Origin of the sequence: Floridaenema flaviceps BLCC-F50 (assembly GCF_041929275.2) — a bacterium.
Classification (GTDB): Bacteria; Cyanobacteriota; Cyanobacteriia; order Cyanobacteriales; family Aerosakkonemataceae; genus Floridanema; species Floridanema flaviceps.
Map to the genome: position 1 here is coordinate 1,792,615 of NZ_JBHFNR020000001.1, position 14,528 is coordinate 1,807,142.

The window sequence follows — 14,528 nt, forward strand, 5'->3', positions numbered from 1 at the left end:
CAAAATTAAACAGCGGAAAAGTAAACTTTGGACTTGACAGGATCGGGAGTCATGGTTTTTTCACCAGGTTGCCAACCAGCGGGACAAACTTCATCTGGGTGAGTTTGGACGTATTGAATGGCTTTGAGAGTCCGCAATGTTTCGTCAACGCTGCGACCAAAAGACAGGTTGTTGATGGTGGCGTGTTGAATTACACCGTCTTTGTCGATGATGAACAGACCGCGCAAAGCTACGCCTGCTTCTGGATCGAGGACGTTGTAAGCGGCGCTGATGTCTTTTTTGATGTCGGAAACTAAAGGATAAGCTAGATCGCCTAAACCACCAGATTTGCGATCGGTCTGAATCCAAGCTAAGTGGGAGAATTCGCTGTCTACTGAAACGCCCAGAACTTCTGTGTTGATGGATTTGAATTCTTCGTAGCGATCGCTAAATGCTGTAATCTCAGTTGGGCAAACAAAGGTAAAGTCCAACGGATAGAAGAACAACACTACATACTTACCACGATAGTCTGACAGCTTGATGCTCTTGAATTCTTGATCTACTACAGCTGTCGCAGAAAAGTCAGGAGCAGATTGACCAACGCGCAAACATCCTTCTGATGCGTAACTTAGGGGCATGAACTTTTTCTCCTTAAAAATTATGCTTCGACTTGTGCTCTTCTTGTAGGTAATGTAGTAAAGACGGGGTTTACCTTAAGTTTTTTGGGCTAACGAACAATCCTCGTTAAACCTGCCTCGTCTTGCCCACAGGGGACAACTACTGTTTATTTACGAACTGTAACAACTATATCATACTCATAACGATTTTGAGTAAACAATGGAAAGTCTAGATCGGCGAGAATGGTTATTGACCAATGGGCTAGGTAGCTTTGCTTGTGGTACCGTGTGTGATGCCCGCACCCGCACCTATCACGGTTGGTTAATTGCCGCATTAAACCCCCCTAGCGAACGCACGTTGTTGCTATCTCACTTAGAAGCAACCTTGGAAATTCGGGGGAAAACTTGGGAATTAAGCACAAATTTCTGGTCAGATAGTAAAGTTGCCCCTTTGGGTTATCGACTGTTGCGATCGTTCTCAATTGAACCGATTCCCACTTGGGTTTGGCGAGAAGAAAATTGGCAACTAACTCGACAAATAGTAATGCCTAATGGGTTTCCCAAAGTAGAAGAGGAATTATTACCCAATCAATTTGAGCAAAGAACTTTGATTGAATATGTTTATCAAGGGAAAGAAACAGCAACTTTGCGGTTAAAACCGTTAATTGCCGATCGCAACTTTCACCATCAACAAACAGCAACAGCAGAATTAAAATTCTCGCAAAAACTTAACGGAAACCGTGTGCTTTTCCAAGCAATTAATCAAGATTGGCAAGGCACACCTTGGCAATTAACTTGGAGTAAGGGAGATTATCAAATAGCTGGTTATTGGTATTGGAATTATTACTATCCCGAAGAGAAATTGCGCGGATTAGGCGATCGCGAAGACCTCTGGAGTCCTGGTGAATTAACTGTTACCTTGCAACCAGGCGATCGTATTACCCTAGAAGCTAAACTAGGCTGGAAACAGGATATGGGGAGATGGGGAGATGGGGAGATGGGGGGAAATTATCCAACTACCTCTTCTACTCCCCCCACCCCCCTACCTCCCCACCCCCCCACCTCTTCTTCCGGGTCCCCAATCCCCAACCAACTTCTTCGCGCCGCCGATCAATTTATTGTTTATCGCCATTCAATTTCTGGGCCAACTGTAATTGCTGGTTATCCTTGGTTTAATGATTGGGGTCGAGACACATTAATTGCTTTACCCGGTTTAGCACTTACAACAGGTAGATTTGAAATCGCAAAAGGCTTATTAAAAACATTCGGTTCTTATTGTAAATATGGTTTAATTCCTAACACATTTCCTGACCAAGGAAACGAACCATTTTATAACAGCATAGATGCTTCTTTGTGGTGGATTGAAACATTAGGGCTTTACTTAGAAGCTACTGAAGATTGGGATTTTTTAGTCACCCAATATCCGGTTTTTCGCCAGATTTATAAAGCTTTTTATGCTGGGACTTTGTTCAATATTCATATTGATGCCACAGATGGTTTACTAACTTGGGATGCACCTAATGTAGCTATTACTTGGATGGACGTAGTAATTAGTGGAAAACCGATTACTCCTCGTTATGGTAAACCAGTAGAAATTAATGCTTTGTGGTACTCAGCTTTATGTTGGGCAATCAAATGGGCGGAAAAACTGGCAACTATTCAACCTGATAATGTTGAAAAATTGCACAGTCGGCGCGATCGCTATTTCCAACAAGCAGAACAAGTCAAAGAATCCCTGCAAAAATACTGGAACCCTCATCAACAATACTTCTATGATACAATTTCCCCAGATGACCAACCCGACCCCAAAATTCGCCCCAATGCAGTCTTAGCTTTATCTTTACATCATTGCGGATTTCCCCCTGAACAAGCCCGTCAGGTATTACAAATAGCCAAAGATAAACTCTTAACACCCTACGGTTTACGCAGTCTCGCACCAGACGATCCAGATTACATTGGTTCCTATACTGGAGATTCAATTCACCGAGATAGTGCCTATCATCAAGGTACTGTTTGGAGTTGGTTAATTGGCTGTTTTATTAATGCTTGGCAACGCTTTTATGATACTGAACCATTACCTTTTGACTGGCAACCAATGTTAGAACATTTCCAAAATCAAGCCTGTATATGCTCAATTTCAGAAATATTTGATGGCGACCCCCCGCACACACCCCAAGGTGCATTTGCTCAAGCTTGGTCAGTAGCAGAAATTCTCCGTTATTTTCCCAAGCGATCGGGGATTGGGGACTAGGGACTAAGAAAGTTTTGAGTTGTAGGGGCGGGTGAGAGCAGATAAGTCTGTAGTCACAGCAGAAGAGTTAACAACTTTCACCCGCCTTGGAGAGAGTTTTGAGTTAGGGAGAAAGTTTTAAGTTTTGAATTTTTCTCCCCTGTGCCCCTGTGCCCCTGTGCCCCTCTACTCAAGAGCCCCTCTGCTCAAGAGCTCCGAGATTTCTCCCATTGTTAAAACTTGACAATACTGATTGCATTTTTTCCTTTCCCTCTATATGATAGAGTCTTGTGTTAAATAAATACACTATTCCGAGCGACTAACCGTATTTTTTGAAAGAGGGAGAGAGAATGGGTCAGTGGCATAGCACCACAAAACAAGGGCAATTCTTAAATAGAGTAATTGCTCGTGCAACTTCTATGGTAGGACAGTGGTGCCAAAAGCAGCTGAACTTCAAGAGTAAGCGAAGCGGATTCAAGAGTTTTGTCAGCTTATTTTTAGTAGGGATAAGTTTAAGTGTGGCGATCGCCTCCTGTGGTGGAGGTTCCAACGCGCCGAGTGGTTCTACTCCGGGCGCAAATTCGGGAACTCAAGGCGACGTTAAAGTAACATTAGTTTCCTACGCAGTTACCCGTGCTGCTTATGAAAAAATTATCCCTCAGTTCACTGCCAAATGGAAACAAGAACATAATCAAAACGTAACTTTCACCCAAAGTTATGGCGGTTCTGGTTCGCAAAGCCGTGCAGTAATTGATGGTTTGGAAGCCGATATTGTGGCATTAGCCTTAGAATTGGATATCCAAAAGATTGAGCAAGCCGGACTAATTCAACCAGGTTGGCAAAGCGAAGCCCCTAACAATTCTATTGTTACTAGATCTGTAGCAGCTTTAGTTACTCGTGAAGGAAATCCTCAAGGAATTAAAGGTTGGGAAGAACTGGCAAAACCAGGCGTACAAGTAATCACCGCTAACCCGAAAACTTCAGGTGGCGCTAGGTGGAATTTCTTAGGTTTGTGGGGATCGGTAACGCAAACAGGAGGCGATCAAGCCAAAGCTTTGGATTACACCACCAAGGTATTTAAAAATGTTCCCGTATTACCTAGAGATGCTAGAGAAGCTAGCGATGTCTTTTTCAAACAAGGTCAAGGAAATGTATTGATCAACTATGAAAATGAAGTAATTTTGGCAGCATTAAATGGTCAAAAACTTCCTTATGTTATACCACAAGTGAACATCTCTATTGATGCTCCTGTAACGGTGGTAGATAAAAACGTTGACAAACATGGAACCAGAGAAGTTTCCGAAGCTTTTGTTAAATTCTTGTTCACGCCTGAAGCACAACGAGAATTTGCTAAAGTCGGTTTTCGATCGGTCGATCCAACTGTAGAGAAAGAATTTGCTAAGGAATACGTTCCGATTAAAAAACTGTTTACTGCCAAAGATTTTGGTGGGTGGAGTGATATTCAGAAAAACTTCTTTGCTGATGGCGCTATTTTCGACCAAATTCTGGCTAAAAGCGGCAAATAATGAATGAATAAGCTAAAACACAGGTTCTCTGAATTAGATAGTGTAACTAAGGTGAGGATTAAAATTAAAATCCCTCAAACCTACCAAAAAGAACCTGTGCTTTCTCGTTTAACTGCGGACTATGGCTTAACTTTCAACATTACTAAAGCGATTTTAGGAGGAAAACATCAAGAAGGTTGGTTTGACTTAGAACTACTAGGAACACCTGAACAACTTCAAAATGCACTCGATTACTTACTGAAACTCCAAATAAAGATTTGGGGTAAACCTAACCCCGACGGCGATGCTTGGTAACTTAATTTAAAGGAGGAAAAAATGGCAACTCCACATCAAATTGAACCTAGATTTGAACCAATTCATCCCACATTAGAAAATTCTAATAATGTCTCAGACGATCGACCAACCCAAACCAGGATTCGCATTAAAATTCCCCAAAAATATCATCAAGAACCAGTAATTTCTCGGTTGATTTCCGACCATAAACTAACAGTAAATTTAAATCAAGCTTTACTAGGGGCAAATGCTAGCAATGATGGTTGGTTTGATTTAGATTTACAAGGTTCAACTCGTCAGATTCAAAGTGCTTTGATTTACTTAGCAGAAATGGATATCGAAATCTGGAGTAAATCCACCGATCCCGAAGAAGAAATTTGGTGATAAAAATAGCAAAATTCCCAGTCAAAAATGGGATAATTTGCTTAGAAAATTGCTAAGAAAGCAACCAAGACAAACTCGCAGGAAAATCTCATTCTATGGCTGTATCTTCTACTCCTGAGCAGCTGAATCGTGGGGCAAAAAAACCCCTGATTCAGCGATTTAATTTCTCTTGGCCTTGGTCAATTATGTTTGGGTATCTTACCCTAATGTTATTCTTACCAATGGCAGCTTTATTTTTAAAAGCAAGTACAGTAGGCCCTGCTGAATTCTGGAAAATTGCCACTAGTCCAGTTGCCCTTTCTGCTTATGATGTTACCTTCACCACAGCATTAATTGCATCAGCAATTAACGGCATATTTGGGGTATTAATTGCCTGGGTTTTAGTGAGGTACGACTTTCCTTTGAAGCGTCTTGTAGATGCAGTAATTGACCTACCTTTTGCCTTACCTACCTCAGTGGCAGGTTTAACATTAGCCACAGTTTATAGTGATAATGGTTGGATTGGTTCTTTACTCGCACCTTTGGGAATAAAAGTAGCATTTACTCGCCTTGGTGTGGGAGTAGCAATGTTATTTATTTCCCTACCTTTTGTGGTGCGAACATTGCAACCTGTTTTACAAGAAATGGAAAAAGAAGTAGAAGAAGCTGCTTGGAGTTTAGGCGCTTCTCATGCTCAGACATTTTGGAAAGTTATTTTACCGCCTTTAATTCCCGCAATTTTAACTGGAGTTGCCTTGGGTTTTTCCCGTGCAGTTGGAGAATATGGTTCAATTGTAATTATTTCTTCGAGTATTCCGTTTAAAGATTTAATTGCTGCTGTGCTAGTTTTCCAAAGATTGGAACAGTTTGATTATGCAGGTGCAACTGTGATTGGCACAGTTTTGTTGCTCATTTCTTTGATTATGTTGTTAGCAATTAACATTTTACAAGCATGGGGACGGCGTTATGAATAAAAGAGAAGCTAAATGGGTGAAACCAGTTTTAATTGCGATCGCCCTTGGTTACTTAGGCTTACTAATATTAATTCCCGCAGCTAATGTCTTTTACCAAGCTTTTAAAGATGGCGTAGGCCCATTTTTTAACAACCTCACCCAACACGACTTTTTAAATGCAGTTTGGATGACACTGATTATTGCTGCAATTGTAGTACCAGTGAATGCAATTTTTGGATTGTGTACTGCTTGGGCGATCGCCCGCAATAAAAACTTCCCTGGTCGTACCCTACTATTAAGTATCATCGACCTACCTTTTGCCATCTCACCAGTAGTAGCTGGTTTAATGATTGTCTTACTTTATGGTCGCAATGGTTGGTTTGGCCCTTGGTTAGAATCTGCTGATATTAAAATCATTTTCGCCCTTCCCGGAATGATCCTTGCCACAGCTTTTGTTACCCTACCATTTGTCGCCAGAGAAGTAATTCCCGTCCTCGAAGAAGTAGGTTTAGACCAAGAAGAAGCCGCCAGAACACTAGGCGCAAAAGACTGGCAAATCTTTTGGCGCGTTACCTTACCTAGTATTCGTTGGGGTTTACTATATGGCTTGATTTTAACTAATGCCAGAGCTATGGGAGAATTTGGTGCAGTTTCAGTTGTTTCCGGTAATATTGTCGGCAAAACTCAAACATTACCCTTATTTGTCGAAGAAGCCTATAAACAATACCAGACACAAGCCGCTTTTTCCGCAGCCGTGTTACTAGCATTTTTAGCAGTAGTGACCCTACTACTAAAAGAAATCCTAGAGCGCAAAACTCGGATTAAAGAAATTGATGAATAATACAGAAAGGATTATTCAGGAACTTAGGAACATAAAGTCCAGGCTTTACTCCAATCTAAATTAAGGGTCACTCACACCTACAAAATAAGACCTGAGATATTTGTCTATGGTTTTATAAACTATTTGCTCAAGCCATATTGTTTTCAATTGACCAACGTGCCAGTTCTGTGCGATTATGCAGTCCAGTTTTGCCCAGCATATTCGACACATGACTTTCTACTGTACGTTGACTGACATTTAGTTCCTCTGCTATTTCTCGATTAGCTAAACCTCGCGCTACGTGCTGTACTACCTTCAGTTCCGTAGGAGTTAACTGCACATCAAAGGGAACAGTAATTCTTTGATTGCTATCTCCATTAACTGCGCGGTTGCGTAACCGTTCGGTATGCTTCAGCGAAGACTCCACCTGAGCCACTAGTTCTTCTGGCTCAAATGGTTTTACCATATATACATCTGCTCCGGTATTTAAGCCTTTGACCTTATCTTGGCTTTGACCTTTAGCAGAAAGGAACAACACCGGAATCCAATTGGTTAGAGGATCTTCCCTAACGTGCTTGACGAAGGTATATCCATCCATTTCCGGCATCATCACATCACAGATAATTAAATCTGCACTGTCATTTTGCAGTACTTCCAACGCTTCACGACCGTTTTCTGCCGTGATTACTTCATAGCCCCTAAATTCTAAGTAATCTTTGACTAGTAAGATTAGGTTAGGGTCATCATCAATTAGCAGTAGTTTTTTTGTATCTCTCACACGAGTTTCCTTAACCATGCTTTACCACTTGCCTATACTGGCGGCAATTACGTTTGCAATTGGTTTCCCCAGTATTATCTACATTGTACTGAACAAGCTGTTGAGTAAGACTTGTTAACTAATTAACAATCAGTATACGTTACCGGAAATCAGTGGTTTGTAGAAAACCAAGAAAAACCTAGTAGTAATACTGAGTCATCCTGTTTAATTGCAATGATAATATCTGTGCTCGGCAAAAGCATCCCCTTGCCTACCAAATACGATCGCGGTATAATTTCCAGGTTTTAAAGTTTAATTGTCAATGGCAGTTACAGCCAAAGTAGCATCCGGTAGGGGATGAGTTACAAAAGCGTACTCCTGCACAACTTGATTGCCAATTAGATGTTCCTGAATAATTCTTTCAATCACTTCCGGGGTAGCACTGTGGTACCAAACCCCATCAGGGTAAACTACTAGGATCGGTCCTGAACAGCAAACTCTTAAGCAATTTGCCTTAGTCCGAAAAATGCAATTAGGTTGATTAATGGCTGGTTTATCTAATTGTAATTCTTTTAAACGCTTTTTTAAGTAATTCCACGCTTGTAAACCTACTTCTTTAGAACAACACTCCGGTACTGTTTGGTCGGCACAGATAAAAATATGTCGCTGAATTTGGTTGATGCCTAACTTTTGCACGCAAACAGTCAAAGCATCACTTTCTGAAGAAGCACAAACATTACAAGTTTCATCATCTGGCTTAATTGCTGAGTTTTCCATATTTGTTATTTGTTGGCTTTAACTTATTGGCACTAATAAATCATGCCTCACCAGACTGAGTTCGGGAACCCGTACACAAAAATTTATTGTCATTGGGGCTCACCTCGTTTTAAATTAGCACTCAGGAGGTGAGAGTGCTAAGAGCGATCGCGAAGGTAATGACTGATAAAGAAGTTATACCTAATCGAGACGCACTTGCCAACTCATCTCTGCTGTAAGAAAACAGAAAAGCTCTGGAGATTGGAATTAACTATGGCTGCTGTATCATTGAGCGTTTCCACCGTTAAACCCTTGGGTGAACGAGTATTTGTCAAAGTAAGTGCTGCTGAAGAAAAGACAGCTGGTGGTATCCTACTTCCCGACAACGCCAAAGAAAAACCCCAAGTTGGAGAAGTTGTACAAGTAGGCCCCGGCAAGCGCAATGAAGACGGTACTCGCCAAGAATTAGAAGTTAAAGTTGGCGACAAAGTTCTCTATTCCAAGTATGCTGGCACCGACATCAAACTCGGTACCGATGAGTACGTTCTACTCTCTGAAAAAGACATTCTGGCGATCGTTAGCTAATAACGTCATTAGTCATTAGTCATTAGTTTATTAGCAAAAAGAACAATGACAAATGACAAAAATCCCAAATCTAAATTACACAATCACTGAAATCACTGAAACAGAAAAATTATGGCTAAGCGCATCATCTACAACGAAAACGCTCGTCGTGCCTTAGAAAAAGGAATTGACATTCTAGCAGAAGCAGTTGCGGTAACATTAGGCCCCAAAGGTCGCAACGTAGTGTTAGAAAAGAAATTCGGCGCACCTCAAATCGTTAACGACGGTGTGACCATTGCTAAAGAAATTGAATTGGAAGATCATATTGAAAACACTGGCGTTGCATTGATTCGTCAAGCAGCTTCCAAGACTAACGATGCTGCTGGCGACGGCACCACCACTGCTACAGTTTTAGCTCATGCAATGGTAAAAGAAGGGCTGCGTAACGTTGCTGCTGGTGCAAATGCGATCGCCCTAAAACGCGGTATCGACAAAGCCACCAACTTCTTAGTTGATCAAATTAAAGCACACGCTCGTCAAGTAGAAGAAACCAAAGCCATTGCTCAAGTTGGTACCATCTCTGCTGGTAACGATGAAGAAGTCGGCAACATGATCGCCGAAGCAATGGATAAAGTTGGTAAAGAAGGCGTGATTTCCCTAGAAGAAGGTAAGTCCATGACTACCGAGTTGGAAATCACCGAAGGGATGCGTTTTGATAAAGGTTACATCTCTCCTTACTTTGTAACTGATGCAGAACGGATGGAAGCGGTTTTAGATGAGCCTTTCATCCTGTTAACTGACAAGAAGATTGCTTTGGTACAAGACTTAGTACCTGTACTCGAACAAGTTGCACGTTCTGGCAAGCCATTAGTTATTATCGCTGAAGATATTGAAAAAGAAGCTTTGGCGACCTTGGTAGTTAACCGCCTGCGTGGTGTATTGAACGTAGCTGCTGTGAAGGCTCCTGGATTTGGCGATCGCCGCAAAGCTATGCTGGAAGATATCGCAGTCTTAACTGGTGGTCAAGTAATCACCGAAGATGCAGGTCTGAAGCTGGAAAGCACCAAGATAGATATGCTGGGTAGAGCGCGTCGCATGACTATTACTAAAGATAATAGTACGATCGTCGCTGAAGGTAACGAAAAAGCAGTTAAAACTCGCTGCGATCAAATCCGTCGTCAAATGGAAGAAACTGAATCTTCTTATGACAAGGAAAAACTGCAAGAACGTTTGGCTAAACTAGCTGGTGGCGTTGCAGTTGTCAAAGTCGGTGCAGCTACCGAAACTGAAATGAAGGATCGCAAGCTGCGCTTAGAAGATGCGATTAACGCAACTAAAGCTGCTGTAGAAGAAGGTATCGTTCCCGGTGGTGGTACAACTTTAGCTCACTTAGCTCCTCAAGTTGATTCTTGGGCTAACAGCAACCTGACGGGTGAAGAGTTGACTGGCGCTTTAATTGTAGCTCGTGCTTTGACCGCTCCTCTGAAGAGAATCGCTGAAAATGCTGGTCAAAACGGCGCAGTAATCGCTGAAAGAGTGAAGGAAAAAGACTTCAACGTAGGTTTCGATGCCGCTAAGAACGATTTCGTTGATATGTTTGAAGCTGGTATCGTTGACCCCGCTAAAGTAACTCGTTCTGCTCTGCAAAACGCTGCTTCTATTGCCGGAATGGTGTTAACCACCGAATGTATCGTGGTTGACAAACCAGAACCCAAGGATAATGCTCCTGCTGGTGCTGGCGCTGGCATGGGTGGCGACTTCGATTACTAATCATATCTTGTGGGGTGGGCATCTTGCCCGCCCTTTGGTAAAAACAGCTGCTTCCTTTGGGGAGGTGGCTGTTTTTTTATTTGAACCACGAAGACACGGTGTCATAACTTTAAAATTTTTAGTGTTTTTCGTCTAAATTTATCCTATTTGACGCACCCTACAAACTACCAAAAATCATAATCTTCCTCTTTCTTCGTTTCCTTCGTGTCTTCGTGGTTCAAAAAATTTTTTTAACTATTAAAAAGACTAATCTTTTCTGATGGTCAGTGGTGTTTTAATGATGAAGAAGCCTGATTTTAATAATATGACTCGTCAAGAATTGAGAGCTTATATTTTAAGTCATCGAGAAGATGATGATGCGATCGCAGCCCTAATTAACCGCAGAAATCCCAATAGTCCAAAATATCCCTTTCCCCAAACTGATGAAGATTTCCGAGAAATGGAACAGATACTTAAGAGAAAATTGGGAAACACTGGAGAAGCAATCTGAGAATTAAATGCGATCGCTATGATTAAAATTAAGGCTAATTGTACTCTGCCAAGAAATTGCGATCGCATTTTTTAACGAGAGCGATCGAGAAATTCGGGTAATCTATGTTGGTAAAAAAGCCATTATTTGTTCTGGAGTTAAAGGATTTAAGCCTGTGATTCCCTGAAAATCGCTGACATTGTAAGTAGCAAAATAGTCAATATTTACATCTAAAATCAAAGCAGCTAACCGAATATCAAAAATTCTAGCTGAAACAAAATTTCCCTTAACTGCTAGTTGCAATGCTCTGTCTAGAGTAGAACGGATTGGATAGATAACCTCAAACGTACCTCCTAAGTAAGTTCCATTGATTAAATCTCTCGCTTGGGATGCGATTAAAGCATTACCTTTCATCGCTGTAGGATTGGTGAGAATCCTGTACAATTCAATCATGTTTTGTTCCGCAATTACACCTTGAATTTTACTTTCAACAGCCATTTTAAGCAGTTCTGCCGAGTTAGTGTGATAGCTGGCAAATTTATCGTGAGCATACACCAATACATTTGTATCGAAGAATATCTTAATCTGACTCATACATTTTTTCTCTGTCAAGATATTCATCTTTGATTTCTAGGTCAAAGGTAGGAAAAGGATATTTTTTTTGAGGAACGACAGAAAGAGATACTTCTACCTCATCTCCATCTTGGATATTTTCTGGTAAGGGTTGTGTCAGAATAATACTTTGCCCTTTGATGTAACCTTTCATAATTTTTAAGTCTCCTGTTTTAATAGATCTTAGTTTAGCTTCTGTAGCTAATCTACCCATAATCTGACTACCCACTAAGGGATAATCAAATTCATCAGCTACAGGTTGCAAAAAATTGCAACCGAAATGCCTGATTTTTGATGGTATGCTATATTCAAAAATATCATGTTTCAATAAATGTCTATTCCACCAGAAATCAGAGATATAATTGACCGAGTAACCCTAGAACTAAATGAAGCAGAGCAAGAAGCAACTGAGGGAATAAACCTTGTTCGACCTATATTGTCACAGTTTCCCGAAAATATCGCCATAAGCCAATTTTTTGCTTATTTCAGTAGTATTCTATTTTTTGTGGAGATGTGTAGAACAAGAAGGTTGCCAACGATTGTTGAGAAAATTTCAAATTCAGATGTAACTGATTTGGAAATACAGGAAGTAGGCGAAGAGTTGGGAACTCTACTGGGACAGGTAGTAGAAGCTAAAATAGGAATCAGAAGAATTGTGGAGCGTTTACAAAATTGATTATGAAAGGATTACCAGACGATCGCAAAATGGATGAATTGCTTGCACTTGCTAAAGATGCTTACGAGAAAGCAAAAGTTATGTATGAAACGGCAACGGAAATAGCCGAAAAATGGGAAAATCAATATCAAGAGAAACAAGCCTCAAAAGAGCAAACTGGTGTGAATGGTGGAAATTAAAAGATATTGAACTCCTACTTCGAGTCGATCGGTAATTGGTAATTTACACCTAATTTCAGAAATATTGAAGAGCAGTGCTAAAGTGAATATCAGGAGGTAAGTTAAATGTTTGCTACTATCGACGCTTTTATTGCCTATTTTAGTAACTCCAAGCGTCTGATTAATGCAATTTTGGGTAAAGTTGAGCAGGAAGATTTTGCTTATCAAAAAGCATTATCTGAAGCTATCGAAGAGGGTTTTAGCAATTCAGAAAATAGAAAATCTATGACTGCGGAGGAAGCTTGTGAACGAATCAGAGGAATTTCAGATCGAGTTATCAGAGAACTTTGAAAAATCCTATCAAAACTTGATTCGCGATCGCTATCGAAAAAATCGCACCGCCGCCGCAGAATTCAGTAAACTCGAGAAGATGATGATGCGATCGAAGGTTGAATTTCAGCAATTTACTTACTTCAATTTTTGCTTTGCTTTCTCTATTCGCCGTAACTTTTGCTCACGAATATGTTTTTCTAATCCTGCAATAACTTCCTCTAGTTGTAAACCAAACTCTTCCAATTCCAAGCGAGTTTGACGCAAAGAATTAAGGAGACGTGCGCGTGTTTCTGGATCTGGAATTCGCGGTTGATTAGTCATGGCAGGTTCCATTATGTTGCTCTCTTGCCTCTAATAACTTTTGAGCTACATCACGCGCAATTTCTAATGTTTCAGCAATTGTTTTTCCTTGTGCTACTAACCCTGGAAGATCTTCGGATGTTGCTAAATAAACTCCTTCTGGTAGTTTCTCTATATGCAGATTAAGCAGTGTTTCCACTTTTAGCAATCCTTTGTTTAGTTTGACTAATTGCTTAATAAGGTAACTTTAGCATTAACCTCGATCGTTGTTAAAGCCAGTGTTTAGGGTAGGCTCTACGAGCAACTAAGTTATGGAAAATGACTGTACACAAAACCATTACGATCGACCCTAGCAGAATCGGAGTCCAGACAAAATCCCAGTCAGCATTGCTCATTACCCCCAATAGGGCGATCGCACCTGCTGGCGGATGAAGCGTTCTAGTTAACTGCATCAGCTTAATTGCTGTCGCCACTGCTAACGCCATTACCCAAGGTTCGGAGCCAAAAAACTGTACCAGTGTAACGCAGACGATCGCAGCAATAAAGTTTCCCCCAATCACATTCCTGGGTTGAGCTAGAGGGCTATCGGGGACAGCAAATACTCCGATGACGATCGACTCTGGGATACCATCTAAGAGAGCACCAAAAGCGATCGCTAACCCGCTACCCTCATCCTCTTCCTCTGAAGGTTGGTGTTTTCCCGATCGTTTGCGGTGTTTGGCTCCCTGACGACAAACATCAAACTTTGGAAGTAGTTTTAGTCAACTTTATGGTACTCACTCCCCTAAAATTAAACCTCAATTCAGTTGATTTAACTGATGAACAATTCTATCAACTTTGCCAAGATAACCGCGAGTTGAACTTTGAACGTAATGCAAAAGGAGAACTAATTATTATGCCTCCAGTTGGCGGAGAAAGTGGTAATCGTGAATCAGAATTAAATGCTGATTTGGCAATCTGGAATCGGCAAACTCGACTCGGTTACACTTTCAGTTCTTCTACTATTTTTAAGTTACCAAATGGAGGCGATCGATCTCCTGATGCGGCTTGGATTAGTCGCGAACGTTGGTCAGCTTTAACACCAGAACAAAGGCGTAAGTTTCCCCCTATTGCACCAGATTTTGTAATTGAATTAAGGTCAGAAACAGATAATTTGTCAATTTTACAAGAGAAGATGCGGGAATATTTGGATGCAGGTGTGAGATTAGGTTGGTTGATTAATCCCCAACAGCAACAGGTGGAAATCTATCGTTTAGGAAAAGAGGTAGAAGTGCGAAATTTGCCAACTGAATTATTAGGCGAAGATGTATTACCGGGATTTAGTTTGAGGTTAGATGTTTATTGAAAGAAACCGGACGATTGAAATACGTGC

General features: G+C 41.0%; 22 protein-coding genes. 14 read left to right on the forward strand and 8 right to left on the reverse strand.

Features of this window, described 5'->3' with window-relative positions; genetic code table 11:
* Positions 1 to 5: 5 nt before the first annotated feature.
* Complete coding sequence (locus ACE1CI_RS08565; RefSeq protein ID WP_413265515.1) at positions 6 to 617, reverse strand: peroxiredoxin; 612 nt, start codon at positions 615 to 617, stop codon at positions 6 to 8.
* Positions 618 to 816: 199 nt separating this feature from the next.
* Between ACE1CI_RS08565 and ACE1CI_RS08570 the strand changes: the two genes are divergently transcribed.
* The 6 genes from ACE1CI_RS08570 to cysW all read left to right on the forward strand — a co-directional run bounded on the left by ACE1CI_RS08570 (position 817) and on the right by cysW (position 6,782).
* Positions 817 to 2,847, forward strand: a complete 2,031-nt coding sequence (locus ACE1CI_RS08570) for an amylo-alpha-1,6-glucosidase (protein ID WP_413265516.1) — start codon at positions 817 to 819, stop codon at positions 2,845 to 2,847.
* Between the two features lie 329 nt (positions 2,848 to 3,176).
* Positions 3,177 to 4,352 carry a sulfate ABC transporter substrate-binding protein gene (locus ACE1CI_RS08575; protein ID WP_413265517.1) on the forward strand — a complete coding sequence of 392 codons (1,176 nt, stop codon included), beginning with the start codon at positions 3,177 to 3,179 and terminating at the stop codon, positions 4,350 to 4,352.
* A 3-nt stretch (positions 4,353 to 4,355) separates the two neighbouring features.
* Positions 4,356 to 4,646: an NIL domain-containing protein gene (locus ACE1CI_RS08580; RefSeq protein ID WP_413265518.1), complete on the forward strand. Its 291-nt coding sequence runs from the start codon at positions 4,356 to 4,358 to the stop codon at positions 4,644 to 4,646.
* 21 nt (positions 4,647 to 4,667) lie between these two features.
* Entirely contained in the window at positions 4,668 to 5,009 is a 342-nt protein-coding gene (locus tag ACE1CI_RS08585; RefSeq protein WP_413265519.1) for an NIL domain-containing protein, read from the forward strand.
* 95 nt (positions 5,010 to 5,104) lie between these two features.
* Entirely contained in the window at positions 5,105 to 5,962 is an 858-nt protein-coding gene (gene cysT / locus ACE1CI_RS08590; RefSeq protein ID WP_459564086.1) for a sulfate ABC transporter permease subunit CysT, read from the forward strand.
* Positions 5,955 to 6,782 (forward strand): sulfate ABC transporter permease subunit CysW, encoded by an 828-nt coding sequence (cysW, locus tag ACE1CI_RS08595; RefSeq protein ID WP_413265520.1) that lies wholly within the window; start codon positions 5,955 to 5,957, stop codon positions 6,780 to 6,782. The genes cysT and cysW overlap by 8 nt, the downstream gene beginning before the upstream one ends.
* 127 nt (positions 6,783 to 6,909) lie before the next feature.
* Here cysW and ACE1CI_RS08600 read toward each other — a convergent pair whose 3' ends face one another.
* Both ACE1CI_RS08600 and ACE1CI_RS08605 read right to left on the reverse strand, forming a co-directional pair.
* A complete protein-coding gene (locus ACE1CI_RS08600) occupies positions 6,910 to 7,557 on the reverse strand; it encodes a response regulator transcription factor (RefSeq protein ID WP_413265521.1) in 648 nt (215 codons plus the stop codon).
* A 273-nt stretch (positions 7,558 to 7,830) separates the two neighbouring features.
* A complete protein-coding gene (locus ACE1CI_RS08605) occupies positions 7,831 to 8,295 on the reverse strand; it encodes a (2Fe-2S) ferredoxin domain-containing protein (protein ID WP_413265522.1) in 465 nt (154 codons plus the stop codon).
* Between the two features lie 252 nt (positions 8,296 to 8,547).
* On the opposite strand from ACE1CI_RS08605, the gene groES reads away from it, so the two are divergent.
* The 3 genes from groES to ACE1CI_RS08620 all read left to right on the forward strand — a co-directional run bounded on the left by groES (position 8,548) and on the right by ACE1CI_RS08620 (position 11,098).
* Positions 8,548 to 8,859 carry a co-chaperone GroES gene (gene groES / locus ACE1CI_RS08610; RefSeq protein WP_413265523.1) on the forward strand — a complete coding sequence of 104 codons (312 nt, stop codon included), beginning with the start codon at positions 8,548 to 8,550 and terminating at the stop codon, positions 8,857 to 8,859.
* A gap of 111 nt (positions 8,860 to 8,970) precedes the next feature.
* Complete coding sequence (groL, locus tag ACE1CI_RS08615; RefSeq protein ID WP_413265524.1) at positions 8,971 to 10,608, forward strand: chaperonin GroEL; 1,638 nt, start codon at positions 8,971 to 8,973, stop codon at positions 10,606 to 10,608.
* Positions 10,609 to 10,885: 277 nt separating this feature from the next.
* Positions 10,886 to 11,098: a DUF6887 family protein gene (locus ACE1CI_RS08620; RefSeq protein ID WP_413265525.1), complete on the forward strand. Its 213-nt coding sequence runs from the start codon at positions 10,886 to 10,888 to the stop codon at positions 11,096 to 11,098.
* Positions 11,099 to 11,200: 102 nt separating this feature from the next.
* On the opposite strand, the gene ACE1CI_RS08625 is transcribed toward ACE1CI_RS08620, so the two are convergent.
* Both ACE1CI_RS08625 and ACE1CI_RS08630 read right to left on the reverse strand, forming a co-directional pair.
* Positions 11,201 to 11,671 carry a type II toxin-antitoxin system VapC family toxin gene (locus tag ACE1CI_RS08625; protein WP_413265526.1) on the reverse strand — a complete coding sequence of 157 codons (471 nt, stop codon included), beginning with the start codon at positions 11,669 to 11,671 and terminating at the stop codon, positions 11,201 to 11,203.
* The gene (locus ACE1CI_RS08630; protein WP_496615341.1) at positions 11,658 to 12,017 is read right to left on the reverse strand and encodes a hypothetical protein; all 360 of its coding nucleotides are present in this window, start codon (positions 12,015 to 12,017) and stop codon (positions 11,658 to 11,660) included. Before ACE1CI_RS08630 ends, ACE1CI_RS08625 begins: the two co-directional genes overlap by 14 nt.
* Before the next feature lie 3 nt (positions 12,018 to 12,020).
* Between ACE1CI_RS08630 and ACE1CI_RS08635 the strand changes: the two genes are divergently transcribed.
* The 3 genes from ACE1CI_RS08635 to ACE1CI_RS08645 all read left to right on the forward strand — a co-directional run bounded on the left by ACE1CI_RS08635 (position 12,021) and on the right by ACE1CI_RS08645 (position 12,874).
* Positions 12,021 to 12,365, forward strand: a complete 345-nt coding sequence (locus tag ACE1CI_RS08635; protein ID WP_413265528.1) for a hypothetical protein — start codon at positions 12,021 to 12,023, stop codon at positions 12,363 to 12,365.
* A 2-nt stretch (positions 12,366 to 12,367) separates the two neighbouring features.
* Positions 12,368 to 12,544, forward strand: a complete 177-nt coding sequence (locus tag ACE1CI_RS08640; RefSeq protein ID WP_413265529.1) for a hypothetical protein — start codon at positions 12,368 to 12,370, stop codon at positions 12,542 to 12,544.
* 105 nt (positions 12,545 to 12,649) lie between these two features.
* Positions 12,650 to 12,874 carry a hypothetical protein gene (locus ACE1CI_RS08645; RefSeq protein ID WP_413265530.1) on the forward strand — a complete coding sequence of 75 codons (225 nt, stop codon included), beginning with the start codon at positions 12,650 to 12,652 and terminating at the stop codon, positions 12,872 to 12,874.
* A gap of 117 nt (positions 12,875 to 12,991) precedes the next feature.
* On the opposite strand, the gene ACE1CI_RS08650 is transcribed toward ACE1CI_RS08645, so the two are convergent.
* The 3 genes from ACE1CI_RS08650 to ACE1CI_RS08660 all read right to left on the reverse strand — a co-directional run bounded on the left by ACE1CI_RS08650 (position 12,992) and on the right by ACE1CI_RS08660 (position 13,809).
* A complete protein-coding gene (locus tag ACE1CI_RS08650) occupies positions 12,992 to 13,177 on the reverse strand; it encodes a hypothetical protein (RefSeq protein WP_496615342.1) in 186 nt (61 codons plus the stop codon).
* Positions 13,170 to 13,355: a type II toxin-antitoxin system HicB family antitoxin gene (locus ACE1CI_RS08655; RefSeq protein ID WP_413265532.1), complete on the reverse strand. Its 186-nt coding sequence runs from the start codon at positions 13,353 to 13,355 to the stop codon at positions 13,170 to 13,172. The genes ACE1CI_RS08650 and ACE1CI_RS08655 overlap by 8 nt, the downstream gene beginning before the upstream one ends.
* Before the next feature lie 70 nt (positions 13,356 to 13,425).
* Positions 13,426 to 13,809 (reverse strand): HPP family protein, encoded by a 384-nt coding sequence (locus ACE1CI_RS08660; protein ID WP_413265541.1) that lies wholly within the window; start codon positions 13,807 to 13,809, stop codon positions 13,426 to 13,428.
* Here ACE1CI_RS08660 and ACE1CI_RS08665 point away from each other — a divergent pair.
* Both ACE1CI_RS08665 and ACE1CI_RS08670 read left to right on the forward strand, forming a co-directional pair.
* On the forward strand, positions 13,763 to 13,885 hold the full coding sequence (locus tag ACE1CI_RS08665; RefSeq protein ID WP_413265533.1) for a hypothetical protein: 123 nt from the start codon (positions 13,763 to 13,765) through the stop codon (positions 13,883 to 13,885). The genes ACE1CI_RS08660 and ACE1CI_RS08665 overlap by 47 nt on opposite strands.
* A 40-nt stretch (positions 13,886 to 13,925) precedes the next feature.
* A complete protein-coding gene (locus ACE1CI_RS08670) occupies positions 13,926 to 14,501 on the forward strand; it encodes a Uma2 family endonuclease (protein WP_413265542.1) in 576 nt (191 codons plus the stop codon).
* Positions 14,502 to 14,528 lie beyond the last annotated feature (27 nt).